Annotated in this window: 15 protein-coding genes and 1 pseudogene; 8 read left to right on the top strand and 8 right to left on the bottom strand. The window is 65.1% G+C overall.

What is annotated here, in order from left to right; translation table 11 throughout:
* Positions 1-267: 267 nt before the first annotated feature.
* Both Phou_RS07410 and Phou_RS07405 read left to right on the top strand, forming a co-directional pair.
* Positions 268-1,341 (top strand): DEAD/DEAH box helicase, encoded by a 1,074-nt coding sequence (locus tag Phou_RS07410; RefSeq protein ID WP_173054741.1) that lies wholly within the window; start codon positions 268-270, stop codon positions 1,339-1,341.
* Positions 1,299-2,780, top strand: coding sequence for a helicase C-terminal domain-containing protein (locus Phou_RS07405; RefSeq protein ID WP_173054739.1), 1,482 nt, complete (start codon positions 1,299-1,301; stop codon positions 2,778-2,780). The genes Phou_RS07410 and Phou_RS07405 overlap by 43 nt, the downstream gene beginning before the upstream one ends.
* 353 nt (positions 2,781-3,133) lie before the next feature.
* Here Phou_RS07405 and Phou_RS07400 read toward each other — a convergent pair.
* Positions 3,134-3,538, bottom strand: a pseudogene (locus tag Phou_RS07400) (transposase); the annotation flags it as partial.
* Positions 3,539-4,596: 1,058 nt separating this feature from the next.
* Here Phou_RS07400 and Phou_RS07395 point away from each other — a divergent pair.
* From Phou_RS07395 to Phou_RS07385, 3 genes are read left to right on the top strand one after another with little or no spacing between them, the layout of a single operon-like run.
* Positions 4,597-5,343, top strand: a complete 747-nt coding sequence (locus tag Phou_RS07395) for a HisA/HisF-related TIM barrel protein (protein ID WP_173054737.1) — start codon at positions 4,597-4,599, stop codon at positions 5,341-5,343.
* A gap of 44 nt (positions 5,344-5,387) precedes the next feature.
* The gene (locus Phou_RS07390; RefSeq protein WP_173054735.1) at positions 5,388-8,039 is read left to right on the top strand and encodes an ATP-binding protein; all 2,652 of its coding nucleotides are present in this window, start codon (positions 5,388-5,390) and stop codon (positions 8,037-8,039) included.
* Positions 8,040-8,080: 41 nt separating this feature from the next.
* Positions 8,081-8,593 (top strand): Pycsar system effector family protein, encoded by a 513-nt coding sequence (locus tag Phou_RS07385; protein WP_173054733.1) that lies wholly within the window; start codon positions 8,081-8,083, stop codon positions 8,591-8,593.
* 26 nt (positions 8,594-8,619) lie between these two features.
* Here Phou_RS07385 and Phou_RS07380 read toward each other — a convergent pair whose 3' ends face one another.
* The gene (locus tag Phou_RS07380; RefSeq protein WP_173054731.1) at positions 8,620-9,063 is read right to left on the bottom strand and encodes a family 16 glycosylhydrolase; all 444 of its coding nucleotides are present in this window, start codon (positions 9,061-9,063) and stop codon (positions 8,620-8,622) included.
* A gap of 357 nt (positions 9,064-9,420) precedes the next feature.
* Between Phou_RS07380 and Phou_RS07375 the strand changes: the two genes are divergently transcribed.
* The gene (locus tag Phou_RS07375; RefSeq protein WP_173054729.1) at positions 9,421-10,278 is read left to right on the top strand and encodes a hypothetical protein; all 858 of its coding nucleotides are present in this window, start codon (positions 9,421-9,423) and stop codon (positions 10,276-10,278) included.
* A gap of 70 nt (positions 10,279-10,348) precedes the next feature.
* Here the strand turns inward: Phou_RS07375 and Phou_RS07370 are convergent, their stop codons facing one another.
* The 5 genes from Phou_RS07370 to Phou_RS07350 all read right to left on the bottom strand — a co-directional run bounded on the left by Phou_RS07370 (position 10,349) and on the right by Phou_RS07350 (position 16,475).
* A complete protein-coding gene (locus Phou_RS07370; RefSeq protein WP_173054727.1) occupies positions 10,349-10,615 on the bottom strand; it encodes a hypothetical protein in 267 nt (88 codons plus the stop codon).
* A gap of 103 nt (positions 10,616-10,718) precedes the next feature.
* On the bottom strand, positions 10,719-11,852 hold the full coding sequence (locus Phou_RS07365) for an alpha/beta fold hydrolase (protein WP_173054725.1): 1,134 nt from the start codon (positions 11,850-11,852) through the stop codon (positions 10,719-10,721).
* 1,036 nt (positions 11,853-12,888) lie between these two features.
* Positions 12,889-13,167 (bottom strand): hypothetical protein, encoded by a 279-nt coding sequence (locus Phou_RS07360; protein WP_173054723.1) that lies wholly within the window; start codon positions 13,165-13,167, stop codon positions 12,889-12,891.
* Positions 13,168-13,262: 95 nt separating this feature from the next.
* Entirely contained in the window at positions 13,263-16,169 is a 2,907-nt protein-coding gene (locus Phou_RS07355; RefSeq protein ID WP_173054721.1) for an NACHT domain-containing protein, read from the bottom strand.
* 129 nt (positions 16,170-16,298) lie between these two features.
* Positions 16,299-16,475 carry a hypothetical protein gene (locus Phou_RS07350; protein ID WP_173054719.1) on the bottom strand — a complete coding sequence of 59 codons (177 nt, stop codon included), beginning with the start codon at positions 16,473-16,475 and terminating at the stop codon, positions 16,299-16,301.
* Positions 16,476-16,741: 266 nt separating this feature from the next.
* On the opposite strand from Phou_RS07350, the gene Phou_RS07345 reads away from it, so the two are divergent.
* A complete protein-coding gene (locus Phou_RS07345; RefSeq protein ID WP_173054717.1) occupies positions 16,742-17,269 on the top strand; it encodes a hypothetical protein in 528 nt (175 codons plus the stop codon).
* A 185-nt stretch (positions 17,270-17,454) separates the two neighbouring features.
* Here the strand turns inward: Phou_RS07345 and Phou_RS07340 are convergent, their stop codons facing one another.
* Positions 17,455-17,733, bottom strand: a complete 279-nt coding sequence (locus Phou_RS07340; protein ID WP_173054715.1) for a hypothetical protein — start codon at positions 17,731-17,733, stop codon at positions 17,455-17,457.
* 472 nt (positions 17,734-18,205) lie between these two features.
* Here Phou_RS07340 and Phou_RS07335 point away from each other — a divergent pair, with 472 nt between their 5' ends.
* The gene (locus Phou_RS07335; RefSeq protein WP_173054713.1) at positions 18,206-18,643 is read left to right on the top strand and encodes a hypothetical protein; all 438 of its coding nucleotides are present in this window, start codon (positions 18,206-18,208) and stop codon (positions 18,641-18,643) included.
* The last annotated feature ends 104 nt before the right edge of the window (positions 18,644-18,747 follow it).

Raw genomic sequence — 18,747 nt, 5'->3', positions numbered from 1 at the left:
GCTGCCCAGCCGAGAGGCACCCACCCCGGCGGTGTGTGTCGGTGCCGTACCCCTGTGGGAGGCCTCGATGAAGTCGCGTGCGCCGAGTAAGCGGAATGAGCTCGACCGAAGAGACAACTCCTTGAGATAGATGTTCTCAAACTATGCCGGAACGTGAGGCGTCACTGTACCGGCGGCGCAGCGAAGAGGTGCGTTGCGAAAAACGCTCGCCCGTAGAGTCCGCCGGTGGAAGGATCACCATGTATCTCGTGATGGGGAGTGGTCGGCATGGCGTTTGACTTTGAGAGCCTGTCAGTCGGGGACACACTCTCGACGATTATCGATCCGGTTACCTTGTTCGATTCGCTACCCAACAAGAGGCCAGGTTACGGCTACCTGCGTGCTGTACAGCAAGCAGTACTCGAGCAGTGGTCGGATCGGCGCGGCGTCCGGGATGTCGTGATCAAGACCAATACCGGTGGCGGCAAGACCGTCGTGGGCCTGATCATCTTGCAGTGCTGCCTTAATGAAGGCAAAGGGCCGGCACTCTATCTGGCACCGACCCCGGATCTAGCGCTGCGAGTTCTTGAGGAAGCCGCCAACCTCGGGATTGCAACGGTCGACGACCCCCAAGCGACGAAGTTCTTGCGTAGCGAAGCTATCTGCGTGACCACGATGAACGTCCTCGTCAACGGGAAGACCCGCTTCGGGCTCACAGTCTCTGGCAGCCGCCATCGACCGGTCCCGGTCGGATCGGTGGTCGTTGACGACGCCCATGCGGCGTTGGCCATGACGGAAGAGAAGACCCGCCTGGTCATCCCCAATGATCATGAGGCGTACGGCAAGCTTCTTGACCTGTTCGAGGAGGACCTGCGTACCCAGAACCTTAAGGCTGTGCTCGATATCGAAGATGGCGACTATACGGCGGTCGCTGCAGTTCCGTTCTGGGCCTGGCAGGACAAGCAGGAGAATGCCCTGCAGATCCTGCATCCATATCGCCAGACAGATGCGTTCGAGTGGTCCTGGCCGCTGGTTGGCGATCTGCTGCCCTGGTGCCAGGTCGTGGTGACGGCGGGTGCATTTGAGATCATGCCGCCCTGTCCGCCGATCGAAAAGATCCCGAGCTTTGCCGATGCTGGCCGCCGCGTCTACCTGACCGCGACACTCGCCGACGACAGTGTCCTGGTTACCCACTTCGACGCTGACCCGACAAGTGTGGCGAGTTCGATCGTGCCGCCTAGCGCCGCTGACCTCGGCGATCGGCTCATCCTCGCCCCCAAGATCTCAATCCGCAGATCACCCACGACCAGGTGCGCGCCTTGGTCCGGTCGATCGCCGATGAGCACAACGTCGTCGTCCTAGTGCCCAGCAAGCGGCAGGCTGAGGTGTGGGCTCCCGAGGCGAACCTTACGGTCAGCAAAGCTGACGACATCACCGCTGCGGTTGCTAGGTTGACCCGCGGCCGAGTCGGCCTCGTCGTGATCATCAACCGCTACGACGGGATCGACCTGCCTGACGAGGCATGCAGGCTACTGGTCATCGACAGCCTGCCGTTCGCGTACAACGGCCTTGAGCGGCGCGAGGCGGTCGCCCTACGAGACAGTGATGCAATGGTCACACGCCAGCTCCAGCGATTGGAGCAGGGCATGGGCCGCGGCGTCCGGAGCCGCGACGATCGCTGTGTCGTCCTGCTGCTTGGCGAGCAACTGATCCAGCTGCTTTCCCACCCGGCCTATTCCGATCGTCTGTCCGGCGCCACCCACGCTCAGCTCGACGTGTCTCGCGTGGTCGCCAGCCGCCTAGAGGGCAAGACCGCTGAAGAGCTACGGCCCGTCATCGCCCAGGTCATCGGCAACGACGTCGGCTTCCGCAAGCTGACTCGCCAGAAGCTTACCGGCGTCACCTATAGCCCTGCGTCCGTCTCTGAGACCGCCGCCCACCTGCGAAGCGCCTACAACCACGCGGTCGCCGGCCGACCCCGCGAAGCAGCTGGCCAAGCGCAGACCGCCGTGGAGGCCGCGCGTAACGACCGAGACGCGGCGCTCGCCGGTTGGCTCGGAGAAACATACGCGACCTATCTACACGCAGTCGACCCACTCGCCGCCCAGCAGGCACTCACGGACGCTGGACGACTTAACAACGCCGTGCTGAAGCCGCGCGCCGGCGTTGAGTACAACCGCATAACCCCACCGTCGTACCAGGCACAGCAAGCGGTCGACTATCTCACCGCTCGATATTCGACCGGACAGGAGCTGACCCTCGGTCTGGCAGTCGTGCTGGCAGATATCGATTGGGATGCCACACGCACACCTGAGGCCGAGGCCAGTCTGGCCGACCTCGGCCGCCATCTCGGATTCACCGCGCAAATGCCTGAACGGGACTTCAAGATCGGCAGCGACGTCCTATGGAGCGTCGGGAGCCACACCTACTGGGTGATCGAGGCGAAGACCGGATCCAAGACCGCGGCGATCGGCAAGCACGACATCAACCAACTCGCTGGTTCGACGAACTGGTGCCGAACCGAGTACGGCACGGACGCGACCGTCGTACCGATCATCGTCCACCAAAGTCACATCATCAGTCGCGAAGGCACACCACCCCCGAGCGCCCGGGTCATCAACGTCCAAAAGCTCAAGGGCCTGAAGGCAGCGGTCTACCAGTTCATGCGAGCAGTTGCGGACGGCGACCGCTACCGCACTCCGGCAGAAGTCGAGAAGCAGCTCACCGAGTTCAAACTCAACACGACCGGGTTTATCGAAGCGTTCACACAACTCGGCTACCGAGAACCGCTCAGCCCTTGACGGCGCCCATGCACCCGGGCGTGACGGAGCCAGGGCTTGACTAGCTCCTGATGTCGGAGAGCGCGGGTCGCTGCAGCGGGCCGCGCTGGTGGCGGCATCGGCAGCGGCAGGAGTGACAGTCGCGGCGGTAGCAGCGCTCACTATTTGGCGCAACGAATCCGGGGAGTGGCCGTTTTCCTCGTGTACGGCGTGACCGCCGTTGCTACCGGCATCACGGCCATCGCCGCCTCACCGGTTCTTGGCGCTTTGCGGCGGTGGTCGAGCTGCTCACTACCCCAGGCCCGGCGCCCACTTCGACCGGGAGTAGTAGCCAGGTCGGCTTCGAACGTAGGCTGTCAAGTTTGAGGCCGCGGCGGCAGGCCGCCGCGAGTCTCCATCACCTGTGCCCACGCCAGTTCCCGAGCCTGGGCCCGAGCGTCGCGCAGCCGATCGAGCATCCCGTTGTCCACATCGGATAGAAGGCGCCAGGCGGTGGGGTCCGACACGACTGGACCGACCAGCGCGGCCTGGTCGCGCAGCACGGCCAGATCCGAGATGGCCTCACCGCCGTCGGCGAGCATCACCGCCAGGTCGACCGCGACCCGGCCCGGGTCGTGCACACCGCGCCGTTGCCGCAACCCAGCCAGCGCGTCGCTGCACGCCTCGGTCAACACGGTCACCTCGGCGACGTCAGCCAGCAGCCGGGCGCCGGCATGGCCAACCACGCCACGCCCGTCGGCATTCACAATGATCTTCGGACGTGTTCCGGTAGCCTTCACCACGCAGATGCCTTCCGTCCGGGATGGATAAGACCCTCAGCAAGTCCTATCTTGCCAGCTCAGAAGGCACCTCTCTTGTCTTGATCCACCATGTGGGCGGCTCTCAATGAAGAGCCAGGGCTAGGCCATGGTCACAAGATCGTCCACAGAGTCATTTTCGCGTGTCCGCTCGCAACACCCTCCCCTCAGCCGCATCGAACGGTTCTAGTTGTGACCGTTATGTGCGCCGCGATCGTCGCTGTAGCAACGGCTTGCGGCACCACGCTGACTGCTGTCGGTGCAGTCATCTCTGCGATCTTGATGTGATGCCCTTAAGTCCCCGGCTGTGGCCCAGTCGAGCAACCACGTCGCGACGGGTCCATGACTTCCACGGACGGCTCGGGATCGAGTCTGCTCACCGGTAATCGGAGGCGAGACTATGGGCAGACGCGGGCCGCAGAGTTAGGGTGCGATCGCGGGAGAACCGGCCGTGAGAAGAGGAGCCGGCCCCACGCCTTGGGACGGCCATACGTCAACTCCATTGTGATCAAGCGGCAGCCGCGGCAAGGATGTGGCCGCAATAGACGAGGGAGGGGGTCCGAATGCCGGGTCAAACCAACAGGCAAGTCGGTGAGCAACAGGCTCAACTGGCGGCGAAGTGCGTGACCAGGTTCCTCCGGACGCACCCTGGCGGACTAGAGCCCGGACCTGGTCCACTGCGAGAACCGGCGATGCGCGGTGGCCCGGCTGATGTCGAACAACTGCGCCGGTAGCTTGTGCGCCAGGAGTAGCCGCCTGGACCAAGTACACGATGGCCGCCAGCACCGCACGGTCATCCGCATGGCGTTTGCCGCCGGGATGGGGATCAACGGCCCGGTTGCCTGCCAGAAGTCGTCCGTGCCCAGGTACGGATCATGTCATCACTCACGGAACAAAGATCATGCCGCGGCTACCCCACGCTCCAACTGAGACACTCCCTAACCCGCCGGTTGGCATTCCGTAAACGCGTCATGCCGCGATGCCACCCCAACTGATTCAATGAAGTTCGGACGCTCGCGGACTCGCCTTGGAGGCAGCCGGTGACGGATGAATCGTCAGAGGAAGGCACCCTGACCACCTGGTTGGACGTCGCCGGTCACCGGCTGCAGTCGCGTCTCATCATCGGTATCGAGCAGTACGACTCGGCGCAGGTGGTCGGCGAGGTGTTAACCGCAGCCGGTGCGGACGTTCTCATCATGACGGTCGACACGGACAACGACCGGCCGAGCATCCTGCTGGCGGATCTGGCCGACGCCCTACCGCTCAGCAACTTTGTCTGGATCGGCACCACTTCGTTCGCCCGGTCGGTGGAGGCGGCGGTGTGGACCGCCCACGTCCTGAACAGCTCGCTTGGCATCAAGATCATCAAGCTGGACGTCCGCGACCAGGACAATATGCCCGACAACGAGCTCACCGTGGCGGCGGCCGACGAACTGCTCGCACGGGGGACCATGGAGCTGTTGCCCTTCATCCGTCCCGACGTGCTGGCTGCCCAGGAGCTTGAGCGCGCGGGCTGCGCCGCGATTCGGGTAATGGCGTCACCGGTGGGGTCTGGGCGCGGAATCCTTGACGTCGATGCCGTTCGCGAGATTATTCGGTTGGTGAGCGTGCCGGTGATCGTCGAAGGAGGAATTGGCTCGGCGGCGCACGTCGCGCAGGCGCTGGAGCTGGGAGCCGCAGCGGTGCTCGTCAACACCGCACTGCAGCAGGCGAACGACCGGGTGAAGCTGGCGACCGCCATGCGGCACGCGGCGATTGCGGGGCGGCTGTCGTTCGAGGCGGGGTAGGTGCCATGGAGCGACGTCCAGCGTGGCAGTGAGGGGAGGGCCCTATGACCGCGGTTCATCGCATCATCATGGCCGTGGACGTCGAGGGCTTCGGCAACCACAACCGCACCTCCGTGCATCAGCTCGAGGTGCGGGCCGGGCTGTACGCGGCGCTGCGTGGGGCCTTCTCCGCGTTGGGCATGTCGTGGGCCGACTGCCACACGGAGGACCGCGGCGACGGCATCCTCGTCCTGGCAACCGCAGAGCTGCCCAAGGCGCCGTTCGTGGAGTTGCTGCCGGATGCGCTGGCCGCAGCTCTGCGGGAGCACAACCGAAGTCATGAACCGTCTTCGCGGGTGCGGGTGCGCATGGTCCTGCACGCTGGTGAGGTTAACTTCGACGAGAACGGCGTCACCGCCGGCTCGATCAACTTGGCGTTCCGGCTGCTGGACGCGGCTCCGCTGAAGGCGGCTCTCGCCGGGTCACCCGGTGTGCTGGCGCTGATCACGTCCGCATGGTTCTTTGAGGAGGTGGTCCGCAACAGCTCCCGGCTCGACGCCGCCACGTGGCGCCCGGTCGCGGTGACCGTCAAGGAGACCAACGCGATGGGCTGGCTGTGCCTGCCCGACTCTCCGTACCGGCCGGACCGTACCTTCCTGGACGTCGCGCCAGGCTGGCCCAGCCCGTCGGTCCCCGCGCAGCTGCCTGCAGCACCGAACGGGTTCACCGGCCGCGCCAAGGAGCTGGACCAGCTCACCGCCATGCTGACCCAACCGGGGCACGGCCAGGACCCCGCGATGGCGATTGCGACCATCGCTGGCATGGGCGGGATTGGAAAAACATGGCTGGCGCTGCGGTGGGCGCACCAGCACAGTCGCAAGTTCCCCGACGGCCAGCTCTACATCGATCTAAACGGGTTCGCGCCGAGTGGCGTCCCGGTGGCCCCGGCTCAAGCAATCCGCCGGTTCCTGGAGGCTATGGGCGTACCAGCGGGCAGCCTACCGGCCGACTTCAACGCGCAGCTCTCGCTGTACAGCCGACTGGTGAACCAGCGGCAGATGCTGATCCTGCTCGACAACGCCCGCGACACCGCCCAGGTCGCGCCCCTGCTGCCGGCGAGCTCGACCTGCACTGTTGTGATCACCAGTCGCAACCGCCTGCCCGGCCTGCTCCTCGCGCACGGTGCCCGCCCGCTGATCGTGGAGGCCCTCAAGGACGCCGATGCGCGCGAGCTACTGGTCAACCGGCTGGGCGCCGCGCGGGTAGATGCGGAGCCGGAGGCAGCCGCCGAGCTACTGGGGTACTGCGGCGGCTTCCCGCTGGCGCTTGGAATCGTCGCCGGCCGGGCGCAGACCTACTCGGCGTTCGCGCTGGCGGACCTCGCCGCGGAGCTGCGGGAAGCCACGACCCGCATCGGCGTGCTGGACGACGAGGACCCGACTGCGAGCCTTCCAGCGATCTTGTCGTGGTCCTACACGGCCCTGCCCGGCGACCAGGCGCAGGCGCTGAGCTTCCTCGGGGTCTCACCCCTACCGGTGATCGGTCTGGCCGCCGCCTCAGATCTTATTGGCGAGCCGCCCACAAGGACGCGGGCGCTACTGCGCGGGCTAGAGCACGCTCACCTGCTCGACCAGCACCAGCCGGGCCGCTACCGCATGCATGACCTGATCACCCTGTACGCCCGGGACCGGGCAGACGAGGACCTATCAGCCGGGAAGCGCACCGACGGGTTGCGTCGGCTGCTGGACTTCCTGCTGCACACCGCCTTCGCCGCCGACCGGATGCTGCACCCACATCGCCCACCGATCGAGCTGGACGCGCCGCGACCGGACTGCCACCCTCGTACCTTCCCCGACTACGCCGCCGCCCTGGACTGGCTCAACGCCGAGCACGCTGTCCTGATCGCCATGCAGGACCGGGCCGGCCGGCTGGGCTGGAACCGTGCTGTGTGGCAACTGGCCTGGACGCTGGACACGTTCCAGTGGCGCCGTGGGCACCACTACGACATGGTCGTGGCCTGGCAGAACGCCGTGGACGCGGCGGAGCGTGACGGCGACGCGGCCGTGCTCAGTATGACGCACCGCAACCTCGGGCACGCCTACGCCCACACCGGCCGACACGCCGAGGCGCAGGATCACCTCGGCCGGTCGTTGGCGTTGGCCGAAGGGCGCGGCGACGTCGCCGAGCAGGCCCACGCGCACCACAACCTCGCTTGTGCGTCCGAGCAGCGGGGTGATCCCGGTCGGTCGCTGCAGTACGCCATTCGGGCCCTGGATCTCTACGAAAGCCTCGACGAACCGGCCCGGGTGTGGCGCGCGGACGCGCTCAATGACGTGGGGTTCTACTCACTGCTGGCGGGTGATCACGAACGGTCGAGGGTGACGCTGACCGCCGCCCTGGAAATCTTCCGTGCCGACCGGCACCGCGACGGCGAGGCAGCCGCGACCGCTAACCTCGGCTATCTCGCCCACCTGACCGGCGACTACCCCGCAGCGCTGAGCTACTACGACCAGGCCCTCGCCACCACCCAGGAGCTGCGGAACCAGTTCCACGAGGCCGACATCTGGCGGCGTGTCGGTCAGACCCATGCTGCGTCCGGCGACCGTGAGCAGGCGGCCGCGGCCTGGCAACGGTCGTTGCGGCTCTATCAAGAGCAGAGCCATGCGGACAACGCCCGCCGACTCCAGGATCTCCTCCGCAGTCTCGGCGACGGATGAGCCGGCCAGAACCACGTCCGCACACGGAAGGTATGAGCACAGTGAAGTTCAGCCGCATGACGCAAACGCCGCAGCCGGACCGCGCCGACGGCCTGTCTGCGATCACCTTCTACGGCAGCTGGATCGTGAACGCCGACACCAAGAGCGGCTTCCTTTCCGCCGGCCTGACGGTGCTCGGCGCCGCGGCGTTCGCCCAGCTGAGCGCATTCCTGGCGGGCACCCCGTCCGCCGGGTGGCGAGACCTATTCGCTGGAGTCTTCCTCGCGGCGGCGCTGGTCGGCATTGGGGCCGGCGCGTTCTTCCTGGTGTCCGCGCTGAACCCGCGTACGGCGCCGCCGACGACTTTCAGCCGCTACGCGTTCCCATCGCTGGCGGCCCAGCCGGCCGGTTTTGTTCCCCCACTGGACGCCGACCAGCAGCGTGCCGAAGCGTGGACCCAAGCCCGGTCGTTGGCACTTATCGCGGCGACGAAGTACACCTTCTTCCGCCGGGGCCTGTACGCCTTCTTTGCCTCCGCGCCGGCGCTGGGCGTGGCCGCCACCCTCATTCGCTGAGGCTCCACTACCGGGGTCCCGTCGTCCTACGATGCGGCCAGGGCTGCGATGGCACCCTGTGGCTTCGCGCCGGCGACGCATGGTTCCGCTTCGAGGCATAGACACAGCGATCCAGACCACACGTCTGCCCAAACGCCGATCGATGAAACTCGTAGCTCGGTTGAGCTCCAGCGAGGGCCGTTCGTCGCGTACGCATGTTGCGCGTCGTTCGGCGTGAGGACGTGAGGCAGCTCGGGGGCACCGCCGTTGCTGTCCCAGGCCGTAACGGAGGAGTTGATCATGCACACCAGTTCGGCGTCGACGGACCACTTGACCGAGGTGGGTGTCCAGACGATGGCGTCAGTGTGAAACTGGGTTGAGTCGATGGTCTTTTGGCAGTCCGACTGGGACAGGTCGTGGTGGACGACCAGCGCCACGCTGGGCGAGGCATCGACGATTATCGCCGGCTGCGTCGACGACTCGACGACCACGCACGCAGCAATGACAGCGAGAGCATCGCTCGAACCCGCATGCGGATCTGCCGAGAACAATGCACCCGATCTTGTTGACCAGGGTTTTCCGCTGTCCAACTCGGCGTCGGATAGACGACAAGACTGTGCCTGCCGCGAACGACTTTGAGTAGGTACAGTCCGCTCTTGTGTCCACAGACCGCGACGAACGGGTCATCGCAGGTGACGAGGCCGACGATGTCGACGTCAAACACGATTCTGCCATGACTTCTGGATTCCTGGGGATTTCATTTCGAGGGCAGCGTGACAATGTGGTCATATAGCGAATTCCTAAAGAAGGCCAGACTCTACTTCTCGCGGGCGAGCGAACACGACGAAATGGATGACGAATTTACCCTTTGGCTGTTGCTTGGGCTCGAATTCCTTTTGCGTGCACCGTTGGCTCGTGTGCATCCATCACTCCTCGCGTCGCCCGAAGGCGAGAGCGTTCTGCATGCCGTCGGAATTGTTAGGTCGGACGCTCGTCCAAAATCTATCACGACGAAAACGGTGCTGGACCGCTTAAAGTATGTCGTTCCCGACTTTGGGCAAGACCGAGTGAGCGACGCGCTATACTTGGCGAATCTCCGGAACGAGGAGCTGCATACAGCGAATGCAGCACTGAAGGAGGTTTCGGAAGAGCATTGGATGCCTCGGCTCATTTCTGTGGTTGAGGTTTTGTGTCAATTTCTCGAGCTACAGGCCGAAGATGTCCTTAATAGTGACATAGTTGCGCAAGCGAGGGCGTTGCGGATCGAGGTAGACCGGGCGCTCGAGCGAGACGTCCAGCAGGCGATTTCCAGGTCGAGATACTTCTTCGGCAATCTGACGGCCGAGGAGCGACAAAAAAGACGAGCCTCGGCTATTTTTGCCGTCCAGCATGGCTACCGCCAAAAGGCGGTCGAGTGCCCGGCTTGCGGATCTATCGCCGATCTGGATATGACCCCCGGAAGAACGACGAAGAGCAAGTTCGTGCCCGAAGAGAATAGCTTTGTTCACGTCGTCGTATACGTGGCAAAGTCACTCGAGTGCCAAGTCTGCGGATTGCAGCTGACGGACACTGCGCAAGTCACAGCTGCTGGCTTGCCGAAGTTGTACCAGGAGGCTAGGTCAGAAGACCGCTACGCAGGCTGGCAGGAGTACGTCGATGAAGGGGAGATCAACGAGGCTGGCTTCTACGCGTCGGCCGACGAGTAACGCAGACCGACGCGAATCCCCTCGCGCCACGACGTAAAACTTGTCCAGCGATGGAGCTGCTCGTAGGACTTCACGGACCAGGCGCCGGTGCTCGCACACTGCGATACCGCCGATCGGCTGTGGCGCTTGCCCATCCGGCTGCTTGATCGGCTTTCCGCTCATGTCGCTGGATCCGCTCGCTACGACGGGCGACGAAGCTGCGTGGCTCGCTGTCGTCGGCGTGTGGTGCGAGCAGCCCGCAGCTTGGGATGGTGCCGTAGTTGCTGATCTTCCGGGCGGCAGCCTGGATCGTCTTGAGCGCGGCCAGGGTGTGATCGCCGCCTTCGCGGCGGCGCATGGCAGTGAGGTGCGTGAGGCCGTGGTCCCGGTGGCGGGCCGGTCCGGCTGTGTGTCCGATATACCGAACCTGTCGAACGCTCGGGCAGGTAGTACGGATCGTGCTAGCTGAACCGCGGCGGTGTGGGACGGTCGCCGAGGAACTCCGGCACGCGGAACCTTGTGAAGGCGGCTGAGTCGAGCCCGAGCGTGTCGGCGAGCGCCTGCATCCGGTGCGGTTCGGCCAGTCCGTCCCAGCGCCCGGTGTGGATGCGCTTGTCCATGGTGAGCACCGCCGCGACCAGTTCAGCGGTCGTGAAGGCGCAGTGCCCGGCGTGATCGGCGTACGCCTGCCGCAGCAGCGCGGCCGAGCGGCTGTCGTGGACGTCGTCGGCGTACTCCTCCACATGCTGCACCGGGACGAGGCCGTCGTCGGTGGTGTGCAGCGTGAGGACAGGCATGGCCAACCGTCCGGTCAGCGTGGAGTTGCGCATCCAGCGGTACGCCGCGGGATCGGCCGTCACGGTGGCGGTACGCGTCAACAGCTTCAGATCCGCGCGCAGATCGATACCGGCGCGCCGGTACATCTGCGCCACGTCGGCGAAGCGCCCCGACTCGGCCAGTTGCTGTCCATAGTCGTCGACGCCCTTGTTCCAGGTCGGGTTGCCGCCGGCGCTGCGCTCCATGTCGGCGCGGCCCGCCACGATGAACGGCAGAATCGCACGCAGGTTCTGGTACTGGCCCGCCGCCTGCGCCTCGATGTCGGCGGGCGCCGGCTTCAGCTGCCCGGGCACCCACGCCGGCTCCTGGTACAAGGCCGTGATCAAGGCAGTCCGGGCGCGGCCTTGCGGGCTGGCCTGCGCCTGATCCAAAGCCGCGACCATCCGACCCGCCGTGGCGAAGGCCTCAGCGGTATCGGTGAAGCGAACGAGTTTTACCTGCTCCCCGGCGAGCAGCAGCTGCGCGAGCGCGTGTGAACCGTCCAGCTGGTAGTTGTGCAGGTCGATCCCGCCACCCATCAGGCCGCAGGTGGCGATCGCGCCATCAAGCTGCCGGCCGCCGCGTTCGGCGAGCAGCCCGGTGACCATGCCGCCGAACGACGTGCCGAGCGCGATGGCGCGGCGTGGCTGCCCGATCAGGGCGGTGACCGCGCGCAGCGTGTCGAGCCCGTCGCTGGCCGACGCGAAACCCGGGCACGGTCTGGTCGGGGCGCCCCTGGAAGGACGGCGTGGCGGATGCCGGATCGGTGCCGAGCACACGCGCGAACCGCGTGGCGCCGGTCATCGTGCGGCCGAGGACGTGCGTCAGCGCGGACCACCTCGTCGCGGGGTGGGCTCGTGCGGACGCTGTGTTCGTCGACGTACGGCAGGCGTTCCACCGGATGATCCTCTCCATGTGCACGGCTGGCGCCGGAGCCGGCAGAGCGGGTCACCGCGACAGCATCTGGCGCCGGCCAGCACCCTCGGGCAAGGCAACGGCTGCGGGCCGGACTGCGGCGCGGCGGACGCGCAGGAACGCGGCTAGCTCGCGGCGCCAGGCGCCGTACCGCCGCCGCCCGCTTCCGGCACAAACACACAATCAACCAGGACAAGCACACAGGCCGTGCGGAGGCTGCGGATGCAGCCGCTGGGCCCTCGCCGGCACAGTGGTCTGACCATGGAATACGGCGCAGCCTGGCCCGACGACCGACGCTGGACGTCGGCACCACTCCGAACCCCGACGCTGTCTGCGGCGCGGGGCGGCCAACGCCGATCAAGATCGGGTTGACGACGGCGACCCTCCCCAGCACTGATTTGCCGAATTGAGTACGTCACGGAGCCGACGCGGCGAGTTGGTCACTGTACATCGCGCAACCGTGGTGATCTATTGTCCTCGTATTGTCGCCCGCTCCCGAAATTTTTATCAGCGATCGAGGGATGCGAGTTGGCCGAGAACTGCTGTGTATAGGCGCCGGCAAGCGGTGCTTGGATGGTCGTGCGCCGCACCCTTGCGTTTCGCTAAACCTTCGCCATAGTCCGGCCGCAGAGTCGGGCAGCGCTGGATGGGTTCGGCCAGATGGGGACTGCTGGCCGGCTGGGTGTCGGATCCGAGCGCTGTCTCGAGCGGCGTCTCAGCGAAGTCGTCGAGTTCTCGACCGAGCTATTGACGGCGACGTGGAGGTGGCCGAGCACGGCAGGGCTCACGCTGCCACTGGTCGATACCCGATCCTCTCGCTGCGATCTAGGGCCTGCGTTTGGTGAAGCCTATCGCGGAGTTTGATTCTTTCCTCGTAAAGTGTACGCCCGGACAGTTTGGTCAGAAGCGAAGGATACGTATGCCCGTGGGGATTACCGCGTCGGCAAGCTTCACTTTGCGTGACACGTGAACGGTCATGCGTTTCCCGTGTAGTGGTGTGAGGTCGAGGCCTGGCGCCGATTCCGCAATCCAGAAGGTCTTTAGCTGCGTCAGTCCGGCGAGCGGCGTGAGGTCGAACTGATGTTCCTCATTGCCGATGCTCAGCCATTGCAGGCGGGTGAGTCCAGCCAGTGGGCTCAGATCGCCAGCGGAAGCGCCGTCGATCGAAAGGGCACTCAAGGTATCCAGTGAGGCGAGTGTTGCCAGGTCCGTCAGCCACGTGCACCCGGTAAGAAGCAGCTGTTTAAGGTTTCTGAGTTGATGGAGCTGGTCAATCAGCCGGGAGATGCCTCCGGGGGCTCATCTGGCAAGTCCAGCGACAAGGACGGCAGGTTGGTGAGTGGGCTCAGGTTCCCCGGGTCCCACGCCGCCGGCGGTGCGAGCCAGAGGTATTCGAGTACGGGGAGTCCGGCGAGGAACTCGTCGCTGACCAGAACACCAGCGAGGCTGAGGCCTGACAGCTTCTGTAGGCGGGTGAGCACGGCGAGGTCTTGACTGGGTGCCAGGCTGTACAGGCCTAGGTCTGCCAGATTCGGCAGCTCTTGCAGCACTGAGAGGTTCTGCCTCTGACGGTCAACGTCGATCGCGAGGTAGTCGAGGTCGGGATGCTTGGCGAGTTCCTGGATGTTTCCGGTGAATCCTGCGAAGAAGCTCGCCCTGGTCAGGTGAGGGACGTCCGCGAGCAGATCGAGATCGAGTTTCTGGGCCTGGAGGACGATGTGTGTGTCGGTGAGGTGTCGTAGCCGGGGCAGCGCCGGAAGCAGTGTTGCGCTGCGGATCGTCACCGAGCCGTTGTCCAGAGGTGCGTCGGCGAGGACGTGGTCGGCGTAGTCGCTGGGATCGAAGTAGTCCCAGGCCGTGACGAGCTGTCGCTGGACGCGTGGGCGTGGGTCGGTGGCGTATCGGGCGAGTGTATTGAGTGCGGTGGGACCGTTGACCAAGGCTGCGGTCTGGACCGTGGCTGCTGCCTGGGCTTCGCTCAGGGTGCTCAAGTCCTTGGGGAGCTCGACGAGTAGTGGTTCTCCGACTGAGGCCAGGGATCGTGCCTCGGCCAGGGATCGAGGCATGAGCCCGCGAAGGAACGCACGGATTCGGGCGAGGATTTCCGGGTCGACTGCCGGTGCAGTTTCGAGGCAGGCTGCGGCGAGTAGGCGCAGTTTCCGGGTGTGCTGGGGTTGTCGATCGGCGAGGGTGAGCAGGCCGGCGAGGAGTTCTTTGCGGACGGGTGTGTGGGCGTGGCCGGCGGCAAGGATGATGGTTTCGCGCCAGGTGTCGAGGTGAGCGTGCATGAGCAGCGCGCCGGCGCGTCCTTGGTCGGCGGCTTCGCGGGCGGCGAGGTATTCCTGGAAGGTGCGGTGGACGAAGTCGATGCGGTCGGGTATCGGTTCGCGCAGGATGCCGCTGCGCTGGATCATGTGCTCGAGTACGGCGGTGGCGGGCGCGGTGATGTGCCTGATTCCGGCCAGCCGCTGCTCGAGCCGCTTTGCGGCTTCCTCGCGGGACAGTTCGGTGCGGCCGTTTTCGGTCAGCCACCAGGCGATCTCCTGAAGGAGCAGAGCTTGGTCGCTGCTGGTGAGTTCCGGTAGTTCGTTGTGGACGCCCCGCTTGTCGTCGCGTTTGTGCAGGAGCATGTCGACGGCGGCTTGGTAGATGTCCATTCGGTTGCGGGGCAGGTTGCTGTCGCGGTCGAGGTTCAGTGCACACAGCATTGCGCACAGCAATGGGCTGGCGGCGAGGTTCTGCAGGTGTGCGCTGCTGTCGAGCTGGACGAGCAGGCGTTGCTCGTAGCCGGGTAGGCGGTGTGGTTCGCAGGGCAGGTCGCCGGCGCGGCGGACAGCATCGTGCCAGTGGCGGATCAGCGCTTTGATGTCGGCCGGGCTCATCCGTTCCAGGATGATCGAGGTGAATCCCTCCGTGTTGAGCCAGCGGGCGGAGGCGGCGGCGGGCCGCGACGTCACCACGACCCGCAGGTCCGGGTACTCCCGGAGCAGGCCGCGGAGCCATTCGCGGACTTCACGCCGCTGGCTCTCGGGAACCTCGTCGACGCCGTCGACGAGCAGGATGGCGCCGGCGGTCAGCCGACGGTGTACCCATAGTGCTGGCATACGTCCGGCGATCGTGGCGGCGAGCTTGTCGAGGAACCGTTCCGGTGGCGGCAGCGCCTGCTTGACGTAGTCACGCAGGCGGATCAGGAACGGCGTGCGCCCGTTCCAGGGTTCCAGGTCGCCGGTGAAGCCATGGCGGGCCGCGGTGATCGCGATCCATTGCAGCAGGGTGGTCTTGCCGGAGCCGGCGTCGCCGCGCAGGAGGATCCGGTCGGCGTTACCCAGGGCCTGTTCGGCACGAACCGAGGCATCGCCACCTGCGTTGTCGTGCCGGAAGCGGCCGGGATCCCAGCGGAACCCGCGCCGCGGACCGCGAGCGCTCGTCCCGGTGACGGCCAGGCTGATGTAGGCGATGCTCAACGGGGTGCGCAGCTGATAGCGGTGCACATTGACGCCGAACAACTCCAGTAGGTCCAGCTTGTCGAGCACGTGGCTTAGATAGCGGGTACGGAACTCGTCGTCGTGACGGTCGCCGGAGGGCGCGTCCAGGCTGGTCACCGGCACTCGGGCAAGGACCTGGGCGAGGCTGTCAGCCACTGTGGTGAGCCGTTCCAGCATGCGCACCGCCGCGCGGGCCTGGAACGGGCCTAGTTGGACCACGAGTTGGGTTACGCAGACACAGCAGTCGTCCAGGACTCGGCCGTACAGGTGGACAGCTGCCTCGTTTAGTCCGGCCTGGCTGGGGACATCGGGCAATTCCCGGCGTAGCCGGGTAGCCAGCAGCGCCGGGTCGACGTCGTCGGCGAACAGTGCCTCATCGGACAGGTCCGCAGCGTCCAGGGTGTCAGCGACCGCGTTCAGGGCCGCAGCGATCTCGTTGTCTGGCAGTCGACCGTCGCGGCGGCGGACCAACGGTTTTAGCCGCTCGTAGACGATGTCGACGATGTCATCTCGCCGCCGCGCCGCCCGCCGCAAGCCGAGGTCGTCGGTGATCCCCGCGCCAATCAACTCGATCAACGAAGTCTCGCGTTCTCGCTGTTCCCTGCGGCGGCCCAGCCACAACTTTCCTGCCCTGGTCACCACCGAACCCGCCGCACGCAGCAGCGCCGTCTCGACCACACCCACCTCGACCTTCACCTCCCAGCTACGGCAAGAACGACGGAATCTGGTGATGTCAACGATGGAATCCTCATTAGCAGGCGAATCATCTGCCGGCCAAGAGCACCGCGAGCAGTCGATCACGACCTCGGCAGAAAATTTGACCGATCATCTGCGCAGCAGCGAATTTGCTGCCATTGGTTCCATCGCGGGTGTCAGGTCGATCAGGTCACTGGCGGCCTCGAAGCGACGGCCGGTAAAGGGCAGCGGCGCGTCCCCACCGAGGTGGGCACGCAGATCAACGGTGCGGTCGGAACGAACAAGATCCATCAAGATGACAGACATGCCGCGCATGGTACACAAGACCAGCACTTGCACACCCCCGACCCCGCCAGACGCTCGCCTGTGCGACTCACAACGCAGGCGAACTCACGCTCATGCCGATGAGTGTGTTCAGCCTAATTAATCTTCTGGTTCACGCTAGATCACATTGACAGAACAGAATCAGGATTAGATAGAGGACAGCATGAGCTGTATCGCGGTGTTACCTAGCCGCCTCAGCCCTTTGCCAGACCCACGTACCCTGAGGGAAACAGTCTCTTGGGGGTGCAATGGATGTCCCGCAGCTGATCAATGTCTTAGCCCTTGCAGTTGCGTTAGCCGCCGTTATCACGTCTTCGTTCTTGGCCGGACGCGCGCTTCGCTTGAACCAGAACGCCAACCACCTACCCGTAGTCCTCGACGCGCTTAGAGCTCAACGACTGCCGGAATTCACCCTCAGGGAGGCGGAACTATGGGAGGAGCTGCCGAAGCACGATGCGGCCCTGGGCTTCACCAGGCTCCCTGAGCCGCTTAGAGGTCGAGCCTTCGAAGTAAGTTGCTATTATCAGCACCTGAGCTATCTCGCGGAGTACGGTCTAGCCGATTGGGACTTCATCGCAGTGCAGACTACATATCGGCTGGTGCGAACTTGGGACTGCATTAAGGCGCATGTCGACGCGGAGCGGCAGTACAGGGGATCGCAAAACTCTTTTCTGAATTCCTACGAGGTGTTTGTGAAAAAGGTAAAAGGGGTTGATATTAACGCCGCCACTGAACGGCTTTACAGGCGGGGGCACGGTCGGCGCGGGCTTTATTGAAATCCCATCATGCTGCTTGCGGTGTGTAGGAGCGAGCGAACGCGTCTCGGGCGCCATAGCGACCAAAGCGCGAGTATCCTGGCCAGGTCCGGGGCGTGCTCATTTGCCGCGATCCGGACGCTACCGAGCGTAGCGGTACTGGATCGTTGACGTCCGCTCGTGGCCGAGTTGAGTGCGTTGGAGCTTTATCGTTCGAGGGCTTCGATGCCCCACTTCTCGCGGACGAACCGCCAGAACAGCGAGACAGCTTCTGGAGCGGGGCGCACGATCCGGTCGTCCCAGCTGGTTGGAGCGCGATGCTCGATCAGGACGTCCTGGGAGTCGGGATCCTCGGATGGCTGCGGCCGGACCCAAATGACGTCTATCGGGCCAGCGTCCGGGACCGGCGTCGTGGTAACGGCCAGATCGTGCATCGACATGAAGCCAGCCATTCGATCCGCCGCAGACGCCCTGATGCTGGCCACCACGTCATCCCGCGGAAGTCGCCCTACAGCTCGCAGGCCCTGGGCAGCAGGCGGGGGCCTATCGCGTGGGCTGCTGGTCGTGGGCTGGTGCGGGTGGTCGTCGGGGGCGACGGCGGAGGCGTTGCTGCTTCGGGTCGAGGATTTCGATCAGGTCGACCAGGTCGTGTTGGAGTCGTATGACCCGCTTGTTGGCGGGTGCTTCGGTGCGTATGTCACTGATCTCGTCACGTAGCCGGGTGAGCCATGACGCGAATTTGGGGCCTTCGTCCAGGCGTTCGCAGAAGGCGGCGTAGCCCAGAGGGCTCACGAAGGCCCCCGTCTGTCTGGCGAGGGCTGGACATGCAGAGGTAGCCGGCCATAATATTTACTGACGCCGATGTAGTCGGCGCTGCGGCGCGATCGACCGCAGACGAATCCGGTCGATTTCCTTGCGTTTTGTTCCTGCGCTTTCCCCGCCACATCAGGAGTCAGCATGCCCAAAATTCGTCGCTTCCGCTCCATCCGCCTGTTGGTCGCGACCGCCGTCGGCTTGGTTGCGGTGGCCCTGGTTCCCGCGACCAGCGCCCAGGCGGCTACGGCCCCGTTCACCGTCTCCGTCAAGGGCGGCTACAACAACACCCAGTCGCTCGGCACCGCCACCGGCAGCGTGACCGCGACGACGGGGAGCACCCAGGCGAGCTACTCGGTGACGCTGTGCGGGGAAAGCACCTACCCGAGCTCCTCAGTCACCATCGCGGCGGGAAGCGCCATCGCCCTTCACACGGTCTACTACCAGAACTGCCAGATCTTCAGCGGCAACCTGAACTCCAGCTACGGGTTCACCACCGCTCAGATCACCGTGTCCGGGTCGACGTTCTACCCGGGCAACCAGTACACGACGTATACGAAGTCCAGGACCCTGTACTTCTGATCCACACCTCCACCACCTGACCGCAGGTCGGTCCTCGGACAACGCACGGAGCCAGGTCAAGGCCTCACCCCTGACTTGGCTCCGTGTCGGGGTGGAGGCCGGCG

It is taken from the genome of Phytohabitans houttuyneae (assembly GCF_011764425.1).
GTDB lineage: Bacteria > Actinomycetota > Actinomycetes > Mycobacteriales > Micromonosporaceae > Phytohabitans > Phytohabitans houttuyneae.
This window is presented reverse-complemented; position numbering and strand designations above follow the sequence as displayed.

What these genes read in the sequence shown, in the direction of transcription:
- Phou_RS07375 (WP_173054729.1), top strand. Translation starts at nt 9,421, where the DNA reads ATGGATGACGAATTTACCCTTTGGCTGTTGCTTGGGCTCGAATTCCTT.
- Phou_RS07390 (WP_173054735.1), top strand. Translation starts at nt 5,388, where the DNA reads ATGACCGCGGTTCATCGCATCATCATGGCCGTGGACGTCGAGGGCTTC.
- Phou_RS07345 (WP_173054717.1), top strand. Translation starts at nt 16,742, where the DNA reads ATGGATGTCCCGCAGCTGATCAATGTCTTAGCCCTTGCAGTTGCGTTA.
- Phou_RS07370 (WP_173054727.1), bottom strand. Translation starts at nt 10,615, where the DNA reads ATGCGCCGCCGCGAAGGCGGCGATCACACCCTGGCCGCGCTCAAGACG.
- Phou_RS07410 (WP_173054741.1), top strand. Translation starts at nt 268, where the DNA reads ATGGCGTTTGACTTTGAGAGCCTGTCAGTCGGGGACACACTCTCGACG.
- Phou_RS07350 (WP_173054719.1), bottom strand. Translation starts at nt 16,475, where the DNA reads ATGTCTGTCATCTTGATGGATCTTGTTCGTTCCGACCGCACCGTTGAT.
- Phou_RS07335 (WP_173054713.1), top strand. Translation starts at nt 18,206, where the DNA reads ATGCCCAAAATTCGTCGCTTCCGCTCCATCCGCCTGTTGGTCGCGACC.